The 19,122-nt window shown below is 56.2% G+C and carries 25 protein-coding genes; 1 reads left to right on the top strand and 24 read right to left on the bottom strand.

Annotated elements, in window-relative coordinates:
• Positions 1–4: 4 nt before the first annotated feature.
• From FJ695_RS00405 to FJ695_RS00350, 13 genes are all read right to left on the bottom strand, one after another.
• Positions 5–2,014: a phage tail length tape measure family protein gene (locus tag FJ695_RS00405; protein WP_141183605.1), complete on the bottom strand. Its 2,010-nt coding sequence runs from the start codon at positions 2,012–2,014 to the stop codon at positions 5–7.
• Entirely contained in the window at positions 2,011–2,316 is a 306-nt protein-coding gene (locus tag FJ695_RS00400) for a DUF1799 domain-containing protein (RefSeq protein WP_141183604.1), read from the bottom strand. Before FJ695_RS00400 ends, FJ695_RS00405 begins: the two co-directional genes overlap by 4 nt.
• 65 nt (positions 2,317–2,381) lie before the next feature.
• Positions 2,382–2,720, bottom strand: coding sequence for a hypothetical protein (locus FJ695_RS00395; RefSeq protein WP_141183603.1), 339 nt, complete (start codon positions 2,718–2,720; stop codon positions 2,382–2,384).
• Between the two features lie 8 nt (positions 2,721–2,728).
• Positions 2,729–3,652, bottom strand: coding sequence for a phage tail tube protein (locus tag FJ695_RS00390; protein ID WP_141183602.1), 924 nt, complete (start codon positions 3,650–3,652; stop codon positions 2,729–2,731).
• Positions 3,653–3,655: 3 nt separating this feature from the next.
• A complete protein-coding gene (locus FJ695_RS27930; protein ID WP_168206222.1) occupies positions 3,656–3,805 on the bottom strand; it encodes a hypothetical protein in 150 nt (49 codons plus the stop codon).
• Positions 3,802–4,230, bottom strand: a complete 429-nt coding sequence (locus tag FJ695_RS00385; protein ID WP_141183601.1) for a hypothetical protein — start codon at positions 4,228–4,230, stop codon at positions 3,802–3,804. Before FJ695_RS00385 ends, FJ695_RS27930 begins: the two co-directional genes overlap by 4 nt.
• Positions 4,227–4,826 carry a phage virion morphogenesis protein gene (locus FJ695_RS00380; RefSeq protein WP_141183600.1) on the bottom strand — a complete coding sequence of 200 codons (600 nt, stop codon included), beginning with the start codon at positions 4,824–4,826 and terminating at the stop codon, positions 4,227–4,229. Before FJ695_RS00380 ends, FJ695_RS00385 begins: the two co-directional genes overlap by 4 nt.
• A complete protein-coding gene (locus FJ695_RS00375; protein WP_141183599.1) occupies positions 4,826–5,257 on the bottom strand; it encodes a gp436 family protein in 432 nt (143 codons plus the stop codon). Before FJ695_RS00375 ends, FJ695_RS00380 begins: the two co-directional genes overlap by 1 nt.
• A 9-nt stretch (positions 5,258–5,266) precedes the next feature.
• The gene (locus FJ695_RS00370; protein ID WP_141183598.1) at positions 5,267–5,497 is read right to left on the bottom strand and encodes an HI1506-related protein; all 231 of its coding nucleotides are present in this window, start codon (positions 5,495–5,497) and stop codon (positions 5,267–5,269) included.
• 115 nt (positions 5,498–5,612) lie between these two features.
• Positions 5,613–6,509, bottom strand: a complete 897-nt coding sequence (locus tag FJ695_RS00365) for a Mu-like prophage major head subunit gpT family protein (RefSeq protein ID WP_141183597.1) — start codon at positions 6,507–6,509, stop codon at positions 5,613–5,615.
• Between the two features lie 29 nt (positions 6,510–6,538).
• Positions 6,539–6,949: a hypothetical protein gene (locus tag FJ695_RS00360; RefSeq protein ID WP_141183596.1), complete on the bottom strand. Its 411-nt coding sequence runs from the start codon at positions 6,947–6,949 to the stop codon at positions 6,539–6,541.
• The gene (locus FJ695_RS00355; protein WP_141183595.1) at positions 6,946–7,992 is read right to left on the bottom strand and encodes a phage protease; all 1,047 of its coding nucleotides are present in this window, start codon (positions 7,990–7,992) and stop codon (positions 6,946–6,948) included. The genes FJ695_RS00360 and FJ695_RS00355 overlap by 4 nt, the downstream gene beginning before the upstream one ends.
• Before the next feature lie 434 nt (positions 7,993–8,426).
• Complete coding sequence (locus tag FJ695_RS00350) at positions 8,427–9,944, bottom strand: alpha/beta hydrolase (RefSeq protein WP_141183594.1); 1,518 nt, start codon at positions 9,942–9,944, stop codon at positions 8,427–8,429.
• A 485-nt stretch (positions 9,945–10,429) separates the two neighbouring features.
• Between FJ695_RS00350 and FJ695_RS00345 the strand changes: the two genes are divergently transcribed.
• Positions 10,430–11,488, top strand: a complete 1,059-nt coding sequence (locus FJ695_RS00345; protein ID WP_141183593.1) for a hypothetical protein — start codon at positions 10,430–10,432, stop codon at positions 11,486–11,488.
• Between the two features lie 177 nt (positions 11,489–11,665).
• Here the strand turns inward: FJ695_RS00345 and FJ695_RS00340 are convergent, their stop codons facing one another.
• From FJ695_RS00340 to FJ695_RS00290, 11 genes are all read right to left on the bottom strand, one after another.
• Positions 11,666–12,445 (bottom strand): phage minor head protein, encoded by a 780-nt coding sequence (locus FJ695_RS00340; RefSeq protein WP_141183592.1) that lies wholly within the window; start codon positions 12,443–12,445, stop codon positions 11,666–11,668.
• Between the two features lie 2 nt (positions 12,446–12,447).
• On the bottom strand, positions 12,448–14,010 hold the full coding sequence (locus tag FJ695_RS00335) for a DUF935 domain-containing protein (protein WP_141183591.1): 1,563 nt from the start codon (positions 14,008–14,010) through the stop codon (positions 12,448–12,450).
• Positions 14,010–15,668 (bottom strand): hypothetical protein, encoded by a 1,659-nt coding sequence (locus FJ695_RS00330; RefSeq protein ID WP_141183590.1) that lies wholly within the window; start codon positions 15,666–15,668, stop codon positions 14,010–14,012. The genes FJ695_RS00335 and FJ695_RS00330 overlap by 1 nt, the downstream gene beginning before the upstream one ends.
• Positions 15,665–16,249, bottom strand: a complete 585-nt coding sequence (locus tag FJ695_RS00325; RefSeq protein ID WP_141183589.1) for a DUF3486 family protein — start codon at positions 16,247–16,249, stop codon at positions 15,665–15,667. The genes FJ695_RS00330 and FJ695_RS00325 overlap by 4 nt, the downstream gene beginning before the upstream one ends.
• A gap of 3 nt (positions 16,250–16,252) precedes the next feature.
• On the bottom strand, positions 16,253–16,549 hold the full coding sequence (locus FJ695_RS00320; RefSeq protein WP_168206221.1) for a hypothetical protein: 297 nt from the start codon (positions 16,547–16,549) through the stop codon (positions 16,253–16,255).
• Positions 16,549–16,884, bottom strand: a complete 336-nt coding sequence (locus tag FJ695_RS00315; protein ID WP_141183587.1) for a DUF2730 family protein — start codon at positions 16,882–16,884, stop codon at positions 16,549–16,551. Before FJ695_RS00315 ends, FJ695_RS00320 begins: the two co-directional genes overlap by 1 nt.
• A complete protein-coding gene (locus FJ695_RS00310) occupies positions 16,884–17,111 on the bottom strand; it encodes a hypothetical protein (protein WP_141183586.1) in 228 nt (75 codons plus the stop codon). The genes FJ695_RS00315 and FJ695_RS00310 overlap by 1 nt, the downstream gene beginning before the upstream one ends.
• 26 nt (positions 17,112–17,137) lie before the next feature.
• Positions 17,138–17,794, bottom strand: coding sequence for a peptidoglycan-binding protein (locus tag FJ695_RS27925; RefSeq protein WP_168206220.1), 657 nt, complete (start codon positions 17,792–17,794; stop codon positions 17,138–17,140).
• A gap of 86 nt (positions 17,795–17,880) precedes the next feature.
• Entirely contained in the window at positions 17,881–18,231 is a 351-nt protein-coding gene (locus tag FJ695_RS00300; protein ID WP_141183585.1) for a helix-turn-helix transcriptional regulator, read from the bottom strand.
• Positions 18,228–18,848: a regulatory protein GemA gene (locus FJ695_RS00295; protein WP_141183584.1), complete on the bottom strand. Its 621-nt coding sequence runs from the start codon at positions 18,846–18,848 to the stop codon at positions 18,228–18,230. The genes FJ695_RS00300 and FJ695_RS00295 overlap by 4 nt, the downstream gene beginning before the upstream one ends.
• Positions 18,845–19,111 (bottom strand): hypothetical protein, encoded by a 267-nt coding sequence (locus tag FJ695_RS00290; protein ID WP_141183583.1) that lies wholly within the window; start codon positions 19,109–19,111, stop codon positions 18,845–18,847. Before FJ695_RS00290 ends, FJ695_RS00295 begins: the two co-directional genes overlap by 4 nt.
• Between the last annotated feature and the right edge of the window lie 11 nt (positions 19,112–19,122).

The raw sequence follows: 19,122 nt of genomic DNA, 5'->3' as shown, positions 1-19,122 counted from the left end.
GAGGTTATCCGTTCCGGCCTCCGCGCATTGTCATGCGGGCAAACTCACCAGCAAGCTGTGATCTTGAGGCCCGGAAGCTTTGGACATCCGGCGTTGTGATGTTCAGGATGAAGGTGTTCCCGGCCTGTTGGACCGCTTCCGGGGCGGTCAACTCGGGTCTTGCGCGCATTGATTTGGGAGCAGGAAAAGTGGAGGTCGTTACCAGACCGCCGGTCTGATAACCACGAAGCGCGCCTTGCCGCAGGGCTTCCAATGTATTGACGCCGATCTTCCGTGTGGACTGAGCGTCGAAGACATATTCGTTGCGGTGAACCAGACCGGCGACTTCTGTGTCGCGGCCAGCCCCGGTGGATCCGCCACCATCAAAGAGGTTCAGAGTTGCCGCACCAAGCACCGACGTCAGTGAAGACCCGCCACCGAAGACGCCGCCAAACAATCCGCCGACTGACGTAAGTGTCGGGTAGCTCGTGCCGAACAGACTGTTGGACAGCGGGTTGACCGCTGCCAGCTGTAACCCGAGTTGCGACACCTGGGAAATCAGCGCGGAAAGCGCGCCCGTCAGATCACCACTGGCGAGTTTGCTGGTGATCGAGCGGAGAGCAGCTTCACCGGCTGATTGCACCGCGGCCCAGGCTTCTTGCTGGGTTTCGAGGGCTTGGGTTTCTTCGTGGATTGCAGTGGCGTTGTCTCGCAGGATCTCGGCCGACTTGGCGGTGAGATCCAACCCAAATTCCCGGATCTGGAATTCCGCCTCCAAAGCAGAGATCGCACGCCGGCGCGCCGCTTCACTCTCCCCGATCAGACTGGTTTCCAGCCGCAAGCGTTCAAGTGTCTGATCCTGTGTTGCCAGAAATCTCTCAACCTGCTCGCGCTGGCGTTCCAGATCGCTTGATCCGGACCGGCGCGGTCTGAGCTGCGATCGCAACCGGTCCCGGGCACTTGTTTCCTCAAAAATCCCGAAGGTGCTGTCAATTCGGGCATTGGCCGCTTCATCTACGTTGCCGAGTGCGGTGGCCTCTAGACCGATACCCCGCAGGGAGGCTTCAACTTCGTTCAACCGGCCGATGAGTTGCAGCAACCCGTCATCAGCGCCTCTAGCTTCGCGGATGATGGTGCGGATCGCAGCTTCTGCTTCCGTATCGGGTGCCGTCTGCGCCAACTCAAGAAGCTGGGCGATTAGGTTTTCAGCACTGGTTTCGGTATTGGCAAACTCCTCTGCAGTTGCCCTCAGCTCCGCCTGAAAGTCCCGGACGCTGGAAGCATAGTCGGTCAAAGGTTCGGCCAAAGCCGAGAGCGCATTGGCTTCAAGCCGCAAGCTGCGCTGAATGCTGGTTACAATATCGCCGATCATGCTGGTCAGGAGACGGCGCTGTTCTTCCAGCTCATCCCGGTCTAGGGCGATCCCGGCGATGCTCGGCCGGTCCTGCAATCTGTCGAGCGCGGCGGCAACTTCGTCATAGCGATCGGCAAGTGCCTCGATCAACGCACCTTGCGTTTCCAGGGCATCAGTCGCGCTGTCATCTGCGGCGATCGTATTGTAAAGCGCAGCAGCTCCGGCCGCCCCAGCTGCCAATCCGGCAACCGCCAGATTAATCGGGTTTAAAAAGCCGATTAAGCCCTGTTTTAAAAGCGCGATGGAGCCACCAATTGTATTGACTCCCTTGGAGCCCAGCAGAAACTGAACCTGGCTGCCTTGCTGCAGGATCGCTGTGAAGAGAGATTGGCCGCTGGCGACCTGGATGGCACCATCGGAAAGCTGCTGCGCTAGGACATTGACTTCATGCGCTGCCAAACGGTTGGAATTGGCTGCTTGTTGACCTGAGAACCTAAAGGCGTTGCCTTGCGCACGAGCAGCTTGAGCGGTAGCAGCTGCGGCTGATGAGAGCTTGCCAAGATCGGTGGTCGTGTTTTCGGCGGTATCGCCAATGCTGGAGATCGCACGTTGGCTTTCTCGGGCTCCGGTTTTGACACCGCTCGCATCCAGCGTTGCCAGCATTTTTAAGTTTAGCGTCATGGCCGCTCCCCATTCAGGATCGGCAGCGCTGCGTCTTCCATGATCTTCAGATCAGCGAGAAGCTTAACCCACGCGCGCCGGCTGCGGCCTTTGAAGGCAGCAGCTGCGGCGCGGTAGTCGAGACCGGTCCAGATCAGGCCCGTGGGACCAGCCAATATCCGCCACTGGTTTTCCAGGCTCAAAAAGACAGAAACACTGTGCCAGTTCGACCGCATGACCTCAAACGACTCCATCTCGCATTGGATTTCACTGGGTACGTCCAGGCCAAGCGCCCGGAACTCATCGGCAGTCTCTGTGTCCAATTCGGCTGGCTTGCTTGGATCGGAAAGACCGCGCCACGCATGTGCCCAGGCGCAGGCGGCCTCTTTCAGTTTTTTGCGCGCGCAGCCTGGCCGGTTAAAGCTGACAGATAGGCCCGGTAAACAGCGATCCGGAAATGCTGATAGGGAAGGCACTGACCAAGAGCCTCTTCGCTGAAAAGGACTGGGTTGCCACCCGCATCTTCCACGTTCCGCCAATCAGTCAGAATAGATGAGATCAGCTGTTCTTGTCCCTGGGCTTCCAGTTCCGCCAGCTGCTCGTGGCTTGTCATCAGGAACTTGCCTTCAAAATCCTGCTGGCTGAGCTCGCCCGGCTTGTCTGGGTCCGGCAGATGAACCGTGACCGGCCACCAAAACGAATAAGGATCGCAGATCTGGAAGTTCATGATGGTTCCTATCTGATGCTGAGCGTGAATTCGTCGTTACCGCTTTGGGGCTGGAAAATCAGCGGCAGCGCATAGTTGGTGATGCGGTTGGTCTCGCCCATCGTCGGGCGGCCGATCTGAACAGACGGCGCGTCCAGCCTGACAATGTGCCCCGCCACCGTGCCGTGGATCAGTTCCAGCGCTCCAAGGGTTTTCGCCTGGGCAATGTCGAACCAATTGGCGGAGGCCATCGCCTTGGCTTCAACCACAACGGAACCTGTCGATTGCCGGGCGACCAGCTGGATGCGTTCATCGCCAATCAGGAAACGCGGAACAACATCCACACCGAGATCAAACGACACCCGTTCGGAGATCCGGGCCGCCCCATGCAGCGAAAAACTGGTGTTGGCATTGGAGACCGGGACCGGCTTTTGAAATGCACTAACATCGGCTGCAGGCAAGGCGCTGTCGGTAACGGTGCCGAGCAGACCCATCAGCTGGAAGCGGAACCGGGGGATCTGCTTTGCTGCGATGTCCAACTGGAAGGACCCGCGGCAGCCAAGCGCAACATGCCGGACACCGTCCTGGTTGAAATAGACCGAGACACTTTCTTCACCGTCCGAGACCGGCTCATAGTCGACCGATGTCGATGGGGTGATCGTTTCCGATAATCCGCACGCACGTAGGAGCGCGCCATAAGCGGGCACGGTCCCGGCCGCCCCCGCCCCGGCACATTCGACGGAAAACTCCATCTGCACATAATTGCCGACAAGTTCGATGCCCTGATGCCCGAGCCAGGGAAGCAACAGATCCCGATTGATGTCCTCTCCGGCGAGCGGCGTTAGCGTGACATCCGTCGCCAGGATGGCATTGGCGGCCCCGGTCGGAACGCTGTCGGTGCCGTAGACCGGTTCGATCTTGGCCAGGATGGCGAGTTTCCTGTGCTTGCGCATAGATCAAGCCTCCTTGCCGTTTTTGCGGGACTCGGTCTTGCCGTCAGCCGCAGCAACTGGAAGCTCATCAGGCTTTAGTTTCTTGAGCTCACCCGTTACCGGATCCCGCTGATACCGGCCTCCCAGGCGCGGCCCGTTAGTTGTCTTACTCATGATGGGTGCTCCAAGTAGGAAGTCGCGCCATAAAGGTCTTCGAACCAGACGGTTCCCGATTTGGCCTTCAGCAGCTTGCCGGAGATGAAAATCAGCTCGGTCTCGGTGCCGGTCGGGACAAAACCGATCAGCTTTGAGCGCACCCAACTCTTTAAGACCTCGATATCGCCGGCTGCCGCTGACATCCGGCCATCGGTGAGGTTCTCGGTGACAAGGATGACCGCGATGTCTGAAGCGAGTTCCTGGAGAACACCGCCCGTCGATCGGCTGTTGTCGCTGCCAGCTTCTTCGGCAACCAGCACATAGGCGGCCGGGACTGCGCGCCGGCGCTTTTCGATCGCGGCAAATTCTATTGCACCAGCCACCTCTTTAAAGGGCGTTCCAGCTTCCTTTAAACTGTCGATGATGGAGGCAACGACGCTCATGAGAGTTCGGGTCCCTCGGCTGCCGCTTCAAAATGCGCCTCAGTGATCGCCAAAATCTCGGCGCGGTCTTCTTCCGAAAACCCGAGATACGGGCGCGCCGGAATGACGATCGTGCGCTGGCCAAATGTGACCGGTTTTTCGATGACGCGTTTATGGGCTTTGCGGGCAAAGCGGAGCTGAGTGCCGACTTTCTGGAACCGGACCTTCCGGCTCTGCGGATATTGCGTGATGGTACCGCCATGCAGGTGGATCCCGGCATAGATGAGATTGGTTCCGGTGGCAGCTTCCGTTTCTGATGCCTCGGCCACGATCGACTGATAGAGCCGGTTGCTGTTACGCAGCAGTTTCGGCGTCACTTCCCGGTTGCCACGCCGTTTGCGATTGATCCGGGCGCGAGCCGTTTTCGGCGCATGCGCTTTCCACGGCCGCCCGGCCGGATCGGTTTCTGTTTCGAAACGCCGCTGGACTGAAAACAGCATGGCGCCGGAGATTTCCTGCATCAGGGCAAGCGTGTCACCGCCGGCAGCCTCAATCCGGGCAAGGGCCGCATTGACCGCGGCGTCTTCGATCGTGATGGCAGAGGAAACACCGGTCATCAGTAACCTCCGAGCGTGTCGCGGCTGAAGACGCGGCTGGGTGCGGTCACCTGAACCGCGCCGCTGCCACTTTGTCCGGAGGCTTTGCCCTCGGCCTCAAGCTGCACGGTGCCATTGGCGACATCCTTCAGCCAGGCGATGGCCCGTTCAAAGTCCCGCGTGATCGGATCGTCTTTGTCCAGCCGGCGCCCGTGCAAATAGTAGCGGCTGATCTGGCAGATGATTGGGATCAGCACATCTGGGACCGGGACCAGCGGCACCTGATACTTCTTGGCGATGTAGCTGTCGGCGAGGTTCTCTGCGTCTCCGATAGCCGCAGAGACAACCGCCGCGTCGATGGTGCTTGCCGGCAGGTTGGTCCGGTCGGTGAGCTGGATCAGCTCGTCTTCGCCATACCGGTCAATCAGATCCTGTTGGGTGACATAGGCCACGGTGTGTCCTCAGAGCTCGTGCACCACCAAATTGGCTTCGCTTTTCAGCGTCCGGATTTGAGCTGCGGAAAACCGCCCCTCCGGATGATCAACCTGTTCGGCCGGGTGATGGACACCGCAGCGGCGGAACCCGCCGGAAGGTTTGGCAGTGATCCGGAGAGCCATCTTCGGCTGATCTGCTTCTGATTGGGCGGGGGCAGACTTGGTAGCGGTTGCCTTTGTTTTACTCGCGGTGGTCATGACAGGGGATCCTTGTGGTGAGGCTTACGGACAGGCGCCAGCTGCGCTGGTTCGAAAACCCCGTTGCCCGGAGGCTGGCGGCCGGACAACGGAAGAAGGTCTGAGGGGAGCGTGCTTATGCCAGCCAGGGAACGATCAGAACTTCGGCGGTGCCGGCCCACTTGTTGGTCTCGCCGCCATTGATCAGTTTGCTTTGCACGATCTCATTGGCCACCCCTTCCAAAGACGGGGGAACAACCAACAGGCGCGGATTGATGGCGAGCGGTTTGCCGAAATCAGCTTTCAGTTCACCCAGGCCAACCCGGGCGATTTCGTAGTTGGCCGCATTGAGGGTCTGCTTGGAACCCCAGGCCATTTGCCAAAAGCCGTAGCCGCTCTGCGCCCGGCCATCGAGGCCGTAAATGAACTGCTTTTGCATGAAGACGTTTTGATCGTCTTCCTTGTCCATGCGGATCAGCTTGCTCGGCCTTTTGCGGTCCTGGAAGATGAACGGTTTGAGTGGCCGGCTCACATCGAGCAGGAACCAGGGTGTGCCGGAGCCGCCATCTGTATTGGCAACCGAGGTCGGCTCGCCGTTTTCATCCAATACGGGGTGGTCGGTATCGAAGAAATATTGGCCGTCATAGCAGGTCTGGCTGAAGCCGTTCTTTAAAAGCGGCCAGATCAGATCATCAGGGAAAGTGGCGGAGGCCATGCCGAGATCGCGGAACATCGGCCCGTAGATCCCGAGATTGTCGTCATCAAAATCATCGCGGTCGACTTCTACAGTCAGTTCGAACGGCCTGTTTTTGAGCGTGTAACCGTGTTTGGCGAGCGAATTGATCACCCGGTCGCCGACCCATTCCCGGAAGCGCGGAAACTTGCCCAGCCAGCCATATTCATTTTCACGGGTGGTCGAGGTGACGGTGGTTGCAACCCGGCTTGCCATGCTGGTTGCTTCAGCCAGGCCACTTTGAAACGCGGCATTAAAACCGACATAGGCCGACTGAAGGGTCTGTGTGTTGATATCCATGGTTGGATCTCCTGTGGTGGCCTGTGGCTTTAAGTGAATTCGACCCAGACACCGTTGGCATCGACGTCAAAGATCGTGCCGGCAGCAGATCGGGTTCCCGTGCCGTCTGTTTTGGCAACAGTCTGATCGTCGACGCCGTAACAGGTCGACCCGATGTCCGCGGTGGTGATTTCATCGGCCGCCGCCGAGTTGGCGAAGCGGAAACAGCCTATTTTGACGCGGCCGCTGACGTCGCCTGAAGCGCCGGCGGAATTGTCGGCGCGCGCCTCGCAGCGGCCAACGGCGCGCAAGGTGGTCGAGGCCGACATCGGAACCAATTCATTGGCGGCGTTGAGTGCGGCCATCGCCCCGGCATAAAGGGTGGTCGCGGCCGCAAGCGGAAACTCGCGCAGGGCTGCAACGCGTTCCGGCGTACGCCGGTCGGTCGTCAGAGCGGTCATGTTGCAAGCTCCTTCTTCGCGGCAACCATGGCGTCGCGGTCGAGGCCCATCTGGGACATGACTTCAAGATCTGCGTCACTCAGATCCGGATCGCTGTCCTGTTTGGGGTGGCTGCCGAGCTGTGTGCTGGTGAGTTCTGGAGCACTGGCGGTGAAGGCCTCTAATTTCGAGGGATCTTTGCGGGCAAGATCCAAACCCCAGTCTTTGAGTGCCGGCGCAAGTTTGCCGCTTTCAATCGCAGTCGTGACCAAGGCGTCAGCTTTGTCCTCGGCTTGAACGGATTGCAGCTTTTTGACATCTGCCTGCAGGGCTTCGACCTGCTCAACCGGGACGAATTTTGCGGGATCAGGCTGTGTGTCTGCGACGGCCTTGGTCACCGCTGAAGTGATCGCCTCAGCGCCTGCGTCTGCTGGCAGGTTAACAGCCATCGCGATCGCGGTCTGTGTGGCGGTCAGGGCTTCGATCGCCGTCACTGCGTCAGCCACCGTCGCACCTTCGGCTAGGCCGAGGGCTTCCAGGAGTTCGTCCATGTCTGATCCTTTGGTAAGTGAAAGCTCGGCATGTGCGGCAACCGCCGTCAGGTCCATCGCCGGCGTGTTTATAAGTGCCGCGCTAAAGAGCAGAGAGACTTGTCGGGTCTTCTTGTCCGGAGCAAAGGTCGGGGAGATGTAGCGGTATTCACCGGCCTCAATCGCTTGCCTGGCGGCGGACGTCCATTCAACCCGGCCATAAATCCCGTCGTCGCGGACCTCGAAGTCCTTCACCCACCCGGCCGCTTTGGCCGTGCCGCCGACACCTTTGACAGCGCCGAAGACGGACTGGTGATCGTAGTCGATCATCATTTCCGTATCGCCAAGATAATCTTTGGTCCGCTTTATGATTGCGGTCATCCGATCCGCATCACCGGCATGAAATGGGCCGCGTCCGTCACGGGTCGAGAATGTTCCAGCCGGCAGAAGCTTGACCCAGGTGCCACCCTCTGATGACCCGGCAACAGCGGGATCTGCGGCGCATAGGATGAGCTGTAAGGCGGAGAAGGTCATGCGGCAGAGAGTGCCGATTGGACCAAATCAAAAACACCCGGGCGGGTACACGGGTGGGGAGAGGATTAGTGATGGAGAGTTGGGTTGTCTGCCAGCTTGACTATCATGCTGCAACGTTGTCAGGCACGCAAATTGAGGATCATTAGGGAGCTAAGAGCTAACTAGTTAGCTTTCTAACGCTCTCTTAAGAATTTGCAATTCAAAATGCAGGGGGTCTAAGTACCAAATCTCACATTTTCGAACGATAACTGAGATGTGCAAAGAACCGTGTGTCTTGGAGAATAGCGTGTTCGGTCTAGCGAGTTGGTCACCTTTAAAAAGGCATTGTTTATTCTGGCGCTGTGTCTGTTGACACTAATATTTTTTGCTAGCAATTTAAAATAGATTATTAAAAATATTTAGACTGAGAAAGATGAGTACTTACTCGCAGAAAGTTAATATGGCACATACCAATAGCGACCATTCTTACCCGCCTTTGGGTAAAAAGCTGGTGTACGCCAGTCTGGTGGATGCCTGCCAAATCTGAAGAGCTGGCCCAGGTCACTCAGAATCAGTTTGCTTTCTACGTAAATGTTATGATTTGTGGAGAATATTTCGGTCCCTTCGGAGCTTACGTCTATTGAGTAAACCCCGGGAAACACTGCAGGGCCATCGTTTCCAACATCGCCGAGGCGCTCGAAATCCGATCGAATTTTCTTGGACGCAAGCAAAGCTTTATCCGTTGACGACGCGTAGAGAGTTACATCTTCTGCAAAGCGATCGAATTGTTTGCGTACCTGTCTAAAACTGCGAACATTTATATCTGGTGATGCCAATATGATTTCATCGAAGGGAGCATCTTGTCGTTTAGAAAGTCGAGTTTCTGCCCTCTTGAAGAGCTCTGCGAGTGCATAGTTGCCCATGGAGTGAGCAACAAGGTGAACGCGTTCGATTCCTGGGATGGCTAAAACCAAATCGAAAAACTTATCCATGTGAGGGGCTGCTTCTGCAGCAGCGTCGATGTCTGTGACATAATTTTTCGTATCTCCCACACTTGGCCAACTGTAAAGGAACGCGGGCCCGTCGAATCGTAAATCCCATGCCAACTGTGCAGTTCGAAATACTGCAGAACGGAACGATGTATTAAAGCCGTGAATGAAAATAAATGCTGTAGCGGGATAGCCCTTTGCTTTAGTTGCTGCTTTTGATGCTCGCGATTTTAGTTCGTTTATACCCAGCTGAGAAATCTTATGGATTGTAAAGTGACGTGCGGAGTCTTCCTTTTCTGAAATAGTTAAGGTGAATACCGTAACGCTGCGTGGCAGTTCGATTTGTCCAACGCGATGCACTTTGGACGGTATGGTGACGTCTGCGAAACCAACAGATAGCTTATTAGCTCTTTGAAAACCGAAATCCGGCCCTTTTGGAGTCTGCTTTGTGGCTGCGCGATCTGTGCCATAATATATTCGTTGGATGGCGTAACGCCGATCTGATTTGGGATCAGCAGGATCGTCTTTAATTCCTTCTTCCTTACTAAAAAACTCAGACAGTGGCTCAAAAACTGAAAAGCTACCGCCTAACATAAGTAAGACGCCAATTGCTGCAAGTGGCATAGAGATTCCATCTATAATTATTTCAGTATTGTCTTGGCTTTCTGTCAAGAAAAATAAGTTACTACCAAGGTATCCGTCGAGTTTAGTCTGATTTTCAGAGGATATTTTACTTTTAATATCTTCTAATAACATTAAATCTTCTACTTCCAGAGGCTCTTGGTGAACGTTTTTTGTTGATAGAATTATTTTGTACAGTTGCAATTTTTTTTCAGAATCCAACTGCGCTTCTCGCTGAATAACGTCCAAAAAAGTCCAAAGTCTCGCATATTCTCGGTCATTTCTGGAAATAACCCAACGTGTAAAGACAAACGGATATGTGGCAATAGCCAGAAGAAGAAGACCGCCAATTAGAAAAAGCATGTTAGTCGAGCTCTTATAGAAAAACGTGCAACAGAAGTATGATGCCACCCTAAATGGATTTCGGCAATATTTTTGCTCTGTTTTAAGATTCTGGAACAGTCATTTGTCATTTCTCTGCCCTGCAGTGGGCGCAGTTCTCAACCTGCCGTTAAACACTGTTAAAACAGCACCAAGCGCCGCCAACTCGTTTCTGGCTTGTCGGTTTTTACTCCAGCCGGAAACGTGCTCCGCGGCCTTTTATTCCAATCATAAGCAATCCGGGCTAATGCGCGTTTCCAGCCTCTCAACCGTCACCCGATGCCTGGCATTGCGCGGATTGTAATCCCAGCCCGTGTCAATCCCGTCCGGATCTGCAGGACCCCTCCGGTGCGTTAGTTCTCCCTGGCGCGGAAGAAAACTGACGGCATGCCAAACAGTAAAAATGTGATGCAGAGCACAGCAATCTATTGCCTTCGTTCTACCACTATAGGCTGGAGGCAGTGGACATGAGTGGCAATCCAGCACCGAGTTTTTCCTATACCCCTGAGTTGCAATTGCGCGACCGTGCGATGCGCCGGTTCGCCGCCTATGGATCTCTTTTCAAGCAGGTTTGGTTGCACGACAAAAACGGTCAGCGCATGCAAGATATTCCGATGCGCTCGAGCTTCGAGTCATTCGTGACTGAAGTTGCACACGGATTACGCCGTCAGATCACCTACAGAAAAGACGGCGGCCGCTTTGCACGAGGATTGGTCGTCGCAAATGGAACGCTAAGAGCGTGTCATGATGAGTTTCTGAAACTGGAAATCAGGGAAGGTGAGGCCGTTCCGATGCGCATCCGCATGTCGAGACAGAACGCACCGGTTGGCGAACGGGATGCTTTGGAACTGGTTTTTGATGTCTTTTACAAGAAGAAAAGGCACATGGGTTTCACGCCCGATATTGTCGAGGCGGACGCAATCAAAGTGCGCGATGAACGGGAGGCGATTTGGCTGGAAGCCATTTTTGAAGCCCGCCGGCAAATCGATACACTCAAATTTCAACGTGATCGCATTCTGGTCGACCGTTTATTGGATTTTCTTCTCGACAAGGGGTTTCACCGAATTGATGAAATCTGGGTCTTTAATGGCCGTCTAGACCGGTATTTGCGCGCCGATAGCAAAACCGCAGACCGGGAGTTTGGCAGCGGGATAACCAAGGCCTGGATCAACACGCCGCTTCCAACTGTCTACAACAAGATCCTGCCGCTGCGAGACAATCCGGAAGCACTGGGCCGTGAAATGCTCGGTCAGATGAATGCGCTTGCTAGGCAGATCGACACCACGCTCCGGATCGCAAATGATATCGAGCGCCGGCAGATCACCATTCCGCGCACCGTTGTTCCTTTAGGTGGGTTGTTGTCCGGCGGTAAGGACAGACTCGCCCGGCCGATCACCGGTGTCAGCAAACCCAAGGTCATAAAGTCTCTGTGGTGGCTGCGCGATACCGACGATCCTCATCTGTTGGCGCCCTATCGGATCATGCGCGATATCACGCTCGACAACTATATGGGCACATATCAGTAGAACTTGATACGCGCCTGCTTGAACGGTTCTCCCCGTGTCACAAAGCACTGGCTAAAGACATCAGAGCATATCATCGCCGTTAAACACCCTTTAAACAGCACCAAGCCCCACCAACGCGCTTTGGGTATGCAGATCCGTGCCCCAGCCAGAAACGCGCTCCACGGCCATCTATACCAATCACGAGAAATCCGGACCACTGCGCCGTTCAAGCCTCTCAACCGTCACTTGATGCCCTTCTTTGCCGGGATTGTAATCCCAGCCTGGATCAATCCCGTCCGGGATCTGCCGGATCTCACCGGTGCGTTTGTTCTCCCAGGCACGGAAAGAGATTCGCGGCGGATCAAACACCAGCTCCTCGCCTCTTGCCTTCAGTTGTTCGATATCGCGTTCCGACAAGCTCTGAAGTGAACACCGGCAGTTCCAGCCATTCGGCGGCGCAAAGACATCCCAAAACGCATGATCCACCGGTAGCACCAGATTGTGCAGGCTCTGATGTTCCGGCCGGGTCAAGCCATCCTGGACGGCGACATATCTCAAATACGGCCGGCTGGATTTCAGCCGCTCAAACATCTGCCAGTGCCCGGTGGCATAAGACACTCGCATATTGGCATCAAAGATTGTCCGGAGCCGGCGCAAGGAGCCGAGCCGGACTTTGACAGGTTCACCGGTGAGTGGATCTTCTTCGATCGCCTCGCCCCACCAGCCTTTTTGGACCAGGGACGGTTTGAGGCGCTGGGCGAACGTCTCAAAGGTTTCGCCCTCTTCAAGGGCCTTTAAAAGCGCCGTCCAGATGTCCGCCAGAATGTCATGTCCGGCAGATTTTGCGACCGTGAACATTGCTGCATGATCTGCAGCATAAACATCAGCCCAGGCAAACGTTGGATGCAGGTCCCGGCCGCGGGTTTTCAAGGCGGCGATCGCGGCTCTCGGCGGCAAGGGTGTCAAGTCTGCCGCCACGGTTAATCCAGATCCTCGCCAGTCTCACCGGAAATTCTTGAAGCAAAACTCGCCTGCGCCAGCTTGTCCGCCAATGCCGTCACCCCAAGTGTCTCCAGCCGACGTTCAAAGATTTGCCGGGCTTCGTCTAATGTACTTGCTGCAGCCAACTCGTTGTCCAGGCCGTCAATCACCGGTTCAACCAGAGGCCGCCAGCCGTCCGCCAGAAGGTCATCAATCGCCCGGTCAACCGCGTCCGGGGTTGCTGTTGCAGGACCAGCTTGGAACGCCTCGGCTTTTGCTTTTGGAGCATCAGGCTTCTCTTCGGATCCGCCTGCGGCCTGATTGGGAGCACTCAACAGCTCTTCGTCGTCCGCGGGTTCGGGAACGCCAATCAGGTCCCTCAAGGTTCCCATGCCGACCTTCAGGCCGAGCGGAACCAGCGTCGCAACATTGGAGACAAGCTTTTCCGTATCGATATCGTCCGGCCGGCCGATTTTGACCACAGGGTATTTCGCACGCGGCCCGTGGTTCAGGGCGACCAGTGGGCGGGCGACATCCCGGTTGATGCAGACCGAAAGCTGCCGTGCGTCCGCTTCTTCAATATCGGCGCGGACTTCATCATGGACCTTGCCAACCGCATGTCCGCCCGCGATGGCATCGGTCGTTCCGGTCTGACCGAGTACGAGTTTGGAAATCTGCTGATCGAGCCAATTGGCGCGCTTTTCATAAAGCTCGTGTGAACCGCTGAGTTTGGCCTCCACAAACTCGATCATCATGGAATCGGGAATGATCGCACCATAATCGACACCGATATTGGCGATCGCTTTTAAGAGGATGGCCTTGTCTTCTTCCGTCGCGCCCGGTCCCCATTTGCCGATCCTGAGCGGCTGACCGTAAGCCTCACAGAAGATCGCCCAGTCTTTTAAGGAAAAGGATTTGAACAAAAACGCCCAAGCGGCCCCGCGCGCCAAGCCGCCGCGGATCGGCAGGCCGGATTTTGCCTTCCCAAAATGGGTGATCCATCCATAGGGTTTGAGCGGTTCATCGCCGTGTTCACCGCGGAGCAGCAGGCGTTCCGGGTCATTCTCATCAAATCGGAACCATCTGGGATCCCGCCATTTGAAAGCCTTCGGCCGCCACTGGCCCTCAGAAGTATCCCAGAGGATTTCGGTTGCCGAGAACCCCTTACCGACCGCATCCAGGACATCAAACAGCTCGTCACGAAACGCATCGCGCTCGACCATCTCGCGGACCAGGTCGGCGTCGCGGACATCTTCTGCCTTGTCGCTGGCGGCCTGAACGGTGATCTCTAGCCCGGCGACCTGGCGCTTTCTTGTGCCAAGCACACCGGCGTAATGTTCGTTGCGCTCTTCCATGTCTTCGGCAAGCGCCAGATAAGGCTCCGGATCACCATCGATGCTGTCCCTCAATATTCGGGCAAGGCGCGGCGGCGTGAGGCCACTGGCCGGATGCATCGCGCTGGACCGGTGAATGGCCTGTACGCTTGGCCCGGCCTGTTCTGTTTTCAGTGCCTTGGAGGAAACTGGACGGCCATGAGGATCAACAATTTGGTATTTGGCCATCAGTAAGCTCCTCGTGACCTGCGTAGACTGGCCATGCGGTAGGGCGCATTGTCTCCGTACTCACCGGATGTTTCGTCATGGCGTGACCGGGCTGGGGTGACGGGTTCATAATCGAAGGCCCGCCACTGCATCCGGCTGGCAAAGTGGGCGAGCGCCAGCGCAATCGCATAATCGCCATGGCGCTTCTTGCCCTTTTCGCCGGTGCGCAAATCCGGAACCCGGGGTGTGCCCCGGATCAGCTTGACCGCACGCAGATCAGTCACATGATCCCTGTCCGCGCCGAGTTCGATCATGTCGTCTTCAAAGGCCGCTTTCAGCGGAGGCATTTCTGTCCGGAACCAGCTTTCAGAAAAGTGGATCGGTATGACGATACCAGCCCCTTCCGGATCCTCTCGCAGTCCGAAGAGGCGGCCCATATCTTCAGCAACTGTCCAACCCATTCCGGTTGCATCAAAGGCAGCGCCTACGAGCCGGCTGCGGATACTGTTCAACACGGTTTTGGTGATCAGCTTCTGTTCATGGCCCGGCACATTGCGCAGTTCAAAAGACAAAAACTCCCGGCGCTTCAGGTTTTTCTCAATTCCGAGCAGACAGCCGACCGTGAGATCCGTCACCCGGGCAAAGTCAAAGCCAAAGGCATAGAGAAAATCTTCCGGCAAACCGTCGAGGGCCGCATCCAATTGGCCGAGGAACGGCGCGATCAATAGGGATTGTTGAAGATGATTGAGGTGAAGGTAATTCGCCGGCAGGTCCAGCCGAAGGATTGGTGCGCCGTCTTTCATGCGCGCTTCAATCAGCGGGGCGGAGAGCCAGGCACCGGAGCCTTGTGAGGGAATACAAAAGAGTTCCTCATCAGCACCGTCACCGTAAAAGTCGATGATCTTCTGACGCCAATCCGCTTCATCTTTCGCGGACCAGGTCTTTCCCTGAACAAGGCAAATCCGCTCATAAAGCCCGTCCTGGAGCGCTTCATCCAGATCCACCCGGACATGCGCATAGGGCGAGCGCCCCGACAGGATATCCTGGATGTGAACGTTAAACTCGTTCTCGGTGCCGTCATGGGTGGAGCAGACGATGACCTGACCGCCCCACATCAAGAAAGCCAGGGCTGCCTTTAAAAGCTCTTTGAGGTTTTCAACAAATGCGGCTTCATCGATGATGACCAGGCCTTGTTTGCCGCGCAGTGAGCGCGGGGCAGAGGAGAGCGCGACGATTTCAAAACCGGAGGCAAAACGGATCCGGAAAGCCTGAATGTGGCGGGTTTCATCGGGGTGAGATGGATCTGTATCTTCAAAGACAAATTCATCCTGCGAAATTGCGGCAATGGCGTAGGCCCGCGCCCACATGGCACATGCGTCCACGAACTCGCGGGTCATCTCCTGACTATAGGAGATATACATCGCATCCATGCCGCCTGCCTTTTTCTCCTTCGCAGCCTTCAGAACGGCATAAGAGGCAAGGCCCCAAGTCATGCCGATCCGGCGGGACTTTTCGATGAAGAGGACTTCAAGACCAGAGCTGTCTAGCAGGGCAACTGTCTTGGATTGATAGGGCAGAAGGACATTCGGCAAGCCGACATCTGCAGCGATGTCGTCAAAGGCGGTCTGGCTTTTACGCCGCAGATCTTCCCACTGCTCTTTGGAGATCGGGGCGTTCATTTTTGAACCCCCAGGATCTGCGCCTTGATGGCGTCTGCGGTTTCAGCGGTAAGGCCTTTGACCTTGGCCACCTGGTTGACCGCTGTGGCCGCCTTTTTGGCAAATTCAGCTTCAACTTTCTGGCGCCGGTCGGATGACATTTTTTCTGCCGCAACAGCTGCACGCACCGCTTCCGCTGCTTCCTTGGCAGCTTTCATCGAAAGCCCGGCTTCCCCGCCGGCTTCCAGCAGCTCAAAGACCAGTGTCTTGATCGTTTCGGTAATGGCGATGGTGAGATTGTCAGTCTCTCCGGGCAACCTGCGTTCGGTTAGAACCTTGGCGATTTCAGTCGTTTGCTGCAGGCGGCGTGTCATGCCGGCCTGGCGGATGGAATAGCGGTTGAAGGCCGAGGAAGAGATCGGTTTGATGTTTTGGCCGCTATCATCGGCGAGCGCAGCAAGCCGTTTGTTGAATTCTGCCAGAATGTCGATCTGCGGCAGGCTGCGCGCATTCAGTTCCTGCGCTGCCCAGGCAACGATCGGATCCGCATCATCCGGCAGGAGTTCGATGGAGGACAGGCGGCCCCGGCCGCGGCGGCGCATGTTCTAGCCTCCGATTGAGGGTTTTAGAACACCGTCCAGGAAGGACCGGCGTTCCACATGATCGAGGCCTGGTTGTTTGAGTTCGGCAATCAGAACAGAACCGGCTTCAATCAAGCGAAGGGCGCCCAACTCCTCCAGCTTGCGCATTTGGGTGCGCACATAGTCTTTGGCCTTGGTATGCCCGAAAGTGCCAAGCACATGGGTCAGAATGGTTTCATTGAGCCGATGATCATTTTCTTGTGCGAGTGCTTTAAGAATGATCAGGCGGACGTCTTGTGCGGTGTGCTCCGTGAAATCCATCACTTGCCTCCCTGGTTCAAAAGGAAGTCGTCGATGCGAATAGCGATCCGGCTGACTGCTTGAAGTTCGGTCGAGACTGTCGAAATCTGCCCGCCCATTTCGCTAAGCTTGAGGGTCAAGGCATGGAAATCATCGCGGGTCGGCTGATTGGCAATCACAGCTTCTAACTCCGACACCCGGCCTTGAAGCTCGGCGTTGACGGTTTGAAGCTCTTCGATCTTCGTTGCATTTACCCGCGATGGCCGGGTGAGCCACGCCACAACAAAGGCTGAAAACCCGAAGATCCCGCCAACAATGCCGGCGGCCGCATCAAAACCCTCGATCCAGTCAAGCATCAGCCGATCCGGCTGGTGGCCGAAATCCGGCCATAGATCGCCAAGAGCCCGCCGCCGATAATGGCGATGCTGTCCCAGGCGGCGAGCGCCTGGTCATAAAGGCTGAGAAGATCCTGTTGGTCAGTGGCAGTGATCTCAAAACCAAAGAGACCGGCAATGCTGGCGGCAATCGCAATGACCGCGCCCCAGAAGGTTTTTGACTTGAAGAGGGATTTGGTGCTGTCCATGGAAACACTCCTTGAGGTGCCGGGCGTTAGCTCTTGGAAAGGGCGCGTTTGAGGGCAACGCGGGTTCTGGCGCCGACAACGCCGTCCGGTGTCAGGTCATGAGAACGTTGGAAAGCCTGAACGGCGTGCCGGGTCTTTGGGCCAAAGTCGCCGTCGATCAATAGAGGGTGGCCGAGGCGGACAAGCGACTTTTGAAGGTTTTCGACCGCAATACCTTGATCGCCAATCCGCAGGACTTTGGTGGCGAGTGCTTGAACGCGGTCCGAGACGTAAGGCGGAAAACCGTCCTGCGCCGGATTGTCGTTTTTGGGATACCCCTTCCACGGCAGTTGGAAATGCGGCCCGTCAAAGAAACTGCGCCAGTCGCCGCCCCATTTAATTCGAACATTAAGGTCCTTAGCCGCCTCTTTCATGGCGTCGGCGATCCGGTAATAAAGCGGGATTTCCCACGAGACCCGGCTGCCGACCATGGCGACGAGATCAACGGCATGGCCGGAGAGATGGCGCGAGTTCATGGTTTTGGAGGCGCCGCGTTTTACCAGCTGCCGCTGGCGCGCCAGCGTCCGTACACCTTCGCTCACCTGGAACGGTTGCCCGGTGATATCGGCAGCACGCATGACGACCTTTACGAGATCTGGATGAACGCCTTTAAGGCGTTTGATGCTGGTTTTGGTGAGTGTCATCGCTGCTGCCGATCATGGGAATTTCGGGAACAGCAAAAGAGTGCCGAATATCGGGATTTCAGTTCACCCGGGCAGGTGCAAGGGTGTCAGCTGAAGAGCTGGAGTTGGTTGGTGTTTTGAAGGTTGCTGAACCAGCGCCGCACGGTCGACTGATCCACATGCAGCTTGCGGGCGATATCCGCCCGGGACAACCCTCGCAGATCGAGTTGCTGCGCAATCCATTTTTTGGGGATCGGCAGGTTTACATAACCGCCACCGAGCCGCTCGCTGAGCATTGCGAGTTTTTCCGGGCCCGTCAAATCTAGGATCATCGACCTCTTGGGGCTGGGACCAAAATAAAGCTCCGTGCCGCCGAACCGCAAAAAGAACTCAATGGCAAGGTCGTGGCCGAGCACTTCGACATAGGTTTCAATATGGGCTGGGATCTGCCGGCTCATACTTGGCTGCTCCGGTAAAGCTGGCCGAGCTGGTTCATGGCGGTGATCCAGTCTTTGGAACTGAGCTGGCTCGCGTCCCCTTTGCCGCTTACTGAGCGCAAGTGCTGGTCCAAGCTTCCGGCCAGTTGGCAGTCTTCCTTTGCCAACTCTGTCCAAAGAAACAGACAAATCTGAAACCGGAAATCATTCAGGATCGGCGGCTGGTTCCGGTCACGGGTGAATAGCGTTTCGCAGCCTGTCGCGCGGCGGATCCAGAGTTTCAAAGCGTCGATTGCTTTGTTGGCATCGGCTTCGTTTCTGAGGAACCGGTGATGATCCAGGCCGGTCTGACGCTTGAGCCAATCGATCATCGCCTTGTCGGTTTTATCGTCGACGACACCCAGATTATAAGCGGCAATCCAGAGCGCCTGCAGCTTCTTGGCGTATTTGCCGGGTGCGCGCTTTCGCCCCTCCTCAGGAACCAGTTTCCGCAATTCTGAAATCACCATGAGCCGCTGGCCGTCTGTCATGTCCTTTGAAGACCGTTCCCCAGTGTGCTTTTCCAGAAAGTCCCGATAGGTATCTTCGTCAAACCCGGCCTTTCGTTTCAACAAATGGATTTGCTGAAGTGCGGTCATGGCAGCCTGTCCTTCGGGCGCTGGCCGGCATGCTGGCAAAGATCATCGCCGATCGCTTCAACCAGGTCATACAAAGAGAATTTGGAAATGAAGCCGTCCGGATGGCTGAGCTCGAAATCAAGCGGCCCGGTCTGCCGGAGTTTGAGGATCTTGCCGTGAAGGGTCAGGGTTTCGATTGTCTGCCCTTGAGTGGCTCCACCGAAATCCGTTGACCGGCCGTGTTCGGCAATCACTTCCTGCATGAGGGACACTTTTTGAACCATCTATCTGCAAT

This window comes from Labrenzia sp. PHM005 (assembly GCF_006517275.1).
GTDB lineage: Bacteria > Pseudomonadota > Alphaproteobacteria > Rhizobiales > Stappiaceae > Roseibium.
The sequence above is the reverse complement of the archived record's forward strand: the minus strand, read 5'-3'. Positions and strand labels throughout refer to the sequence as shown.

Bases quoted from the DNA above. Each gene is read 5' to 3' on its own strand.
- FJ695_RS00405 (WP_141183605.1), bottom strand. From the start codon at position 2,014: ATGACGCTAAACTTAAAAATGCTGGCAACGCTGGATGCGAGCGGTGTC.
- FJ695_RS00395 (WP_141183603.1), bottom strand. From the start codon at position 2,720: ATGAACTTCCAGATCTGCGATCCTTATTCGTTTTGGTGGCCGGTCACG.
- FJ695_RS00390 (WP_141183602.1), bottom strand. From the start codon at position 3,652: ATGCGCAAGCACAGGAAACTCGCCATCCTGGCCAAGATCGAACCGGTC.
- FJ695_RS27930 (WP_168206222.1), bottom strand. From the start codon at position 3,805: ATGAGTAAGACAACTAACGGGCCGCGCCTGGGAGGCCGGTATCAGCGG.
- FJ695_RS00385 (WP_141183601.1), bottom strand. From the start codon at position 4,230: ATGAGCGTCGTTGCCTCCATCATCGACAGTTTAAAGGAAGCTGGAACG.
- FJ695_RS00380 (WP_141183600.1), bottom strand. From the start codon at position 4,826: ATGACCGGTGTTTCCTCTGCCATCACGATCGAAGACGCCGCGGTCAAT.
- FJ695_RS00370 (WP_141183598.1), bottom strand. From the start codon at position 5,497: ATGACCACCGCGAGTAAAACAAAGGCAACCGCTACCAAGTCTGCCCCC.
- FJ695_RS00365 (WP_141183597.1), bottom strand. From the start codon at position 6,509: ATGGATATCAACACACAGACCCTTCAGTCGGCCTATGTCGGTTTTAAT.
- FJ695_RS00360 (WP_141183596.1), bottom strand. From the start codon at position 6,949: ATGACCGCTCTGACGACCGACCGGCGTACGCCGGAACGCGTTGCAGCC.
- FJ695_RS00355 (WP_141183595.1), bottom strand. From the start codon at position 7,992: ATGACCTTCTCCGCCTTACAGCTCATCCTATGCGCCGCAGATCCCGCT.
- FJ695_RS00350 (WP_141183594.1), bottom strand. From the start codon at position 9,944: ATGCTTTTTCTAATTGGCGGTCTTCTTCTTCTGGCTATTGCCACATAT.
- FJ695_RS00345 (WP_141183593.1), top strand. From the start codon at position 10,430: ATGAGTGGCAATCCAGCACCGAGTTTTTCCTATACCCCTGAGTTGCAA.
- FJ695_RS00335 (WP_141183591.1), bottom strand. From the start codon at position 14,010: ATGGCCAAATACCAAATTGTTGATCCTCATGGCCGTCCAGTTTCCTCC.
- FJ695_RS00330 (WP_141183590.1), bottom strand. From the start codon at position 15,668: ATGAACGCCCCGATCTCCAAAGAGCAGTGGGAAGATCTGCGGCGTAAA.
- FJ695_RS00325 (WP_141183589.1), bottom strand. From the start codon at position 16,249: ATGCGCCGCCGCGGCCGGGGCCGCCTGTCCTCCATCGAACTCCTGCCG.
- FJ695_RS00320 (WP_168206221.1), bottom strand. From the start codon at position 16,549: ATGGATTTCACGGAGCACACCGCACAAGACGTCCGCCTGATCATTCTT.
- FJ695_RS00315 (WP_141183587.1), bottom strand. From the start codon at position 16,884: ATGCTTGACTGGATCGAGGGTTTTGATGCGGCCGCCGGCATTGTTGGC.
- FJ695_RS00310 (WP_141183586.1), bottom strand. From the start codon at position 17,111: ATGGACAGCACCAAATCCCTCTTCAAGTCAAAAACCTTCTGGGGCGCG.
- FJ695_RS27925 (WP_168206220.1), bottom strand. From the start codon at position 17,794: ATGACACTCACCAAAACCAGCATCAAACGCCTTAAAGGCGTTCATCCA.
- FJ695_RS00300 (WP_141183585.1), bottom strand. From the start codon at position 18,231: ATGAGCCGGCAGATCCCAGCCCATATTGAAACCTATGTCGAAGTGCTC.
- FJ695_RS00295 (WP_141183584.1), bottom strand. From the start codon at position 18,848: ATGACCGCACTTCAGCAAATCCATTTGTTGAAACGAAAGGCCGGGTTT.
- FJ695_RS00290 (WP_141183583.1), bottom strand. From the start codon at position 19,111: ATGGTTCAAAAAGTGTCCCTCATGCAGGAAGTGATTGCCGAACACGGC.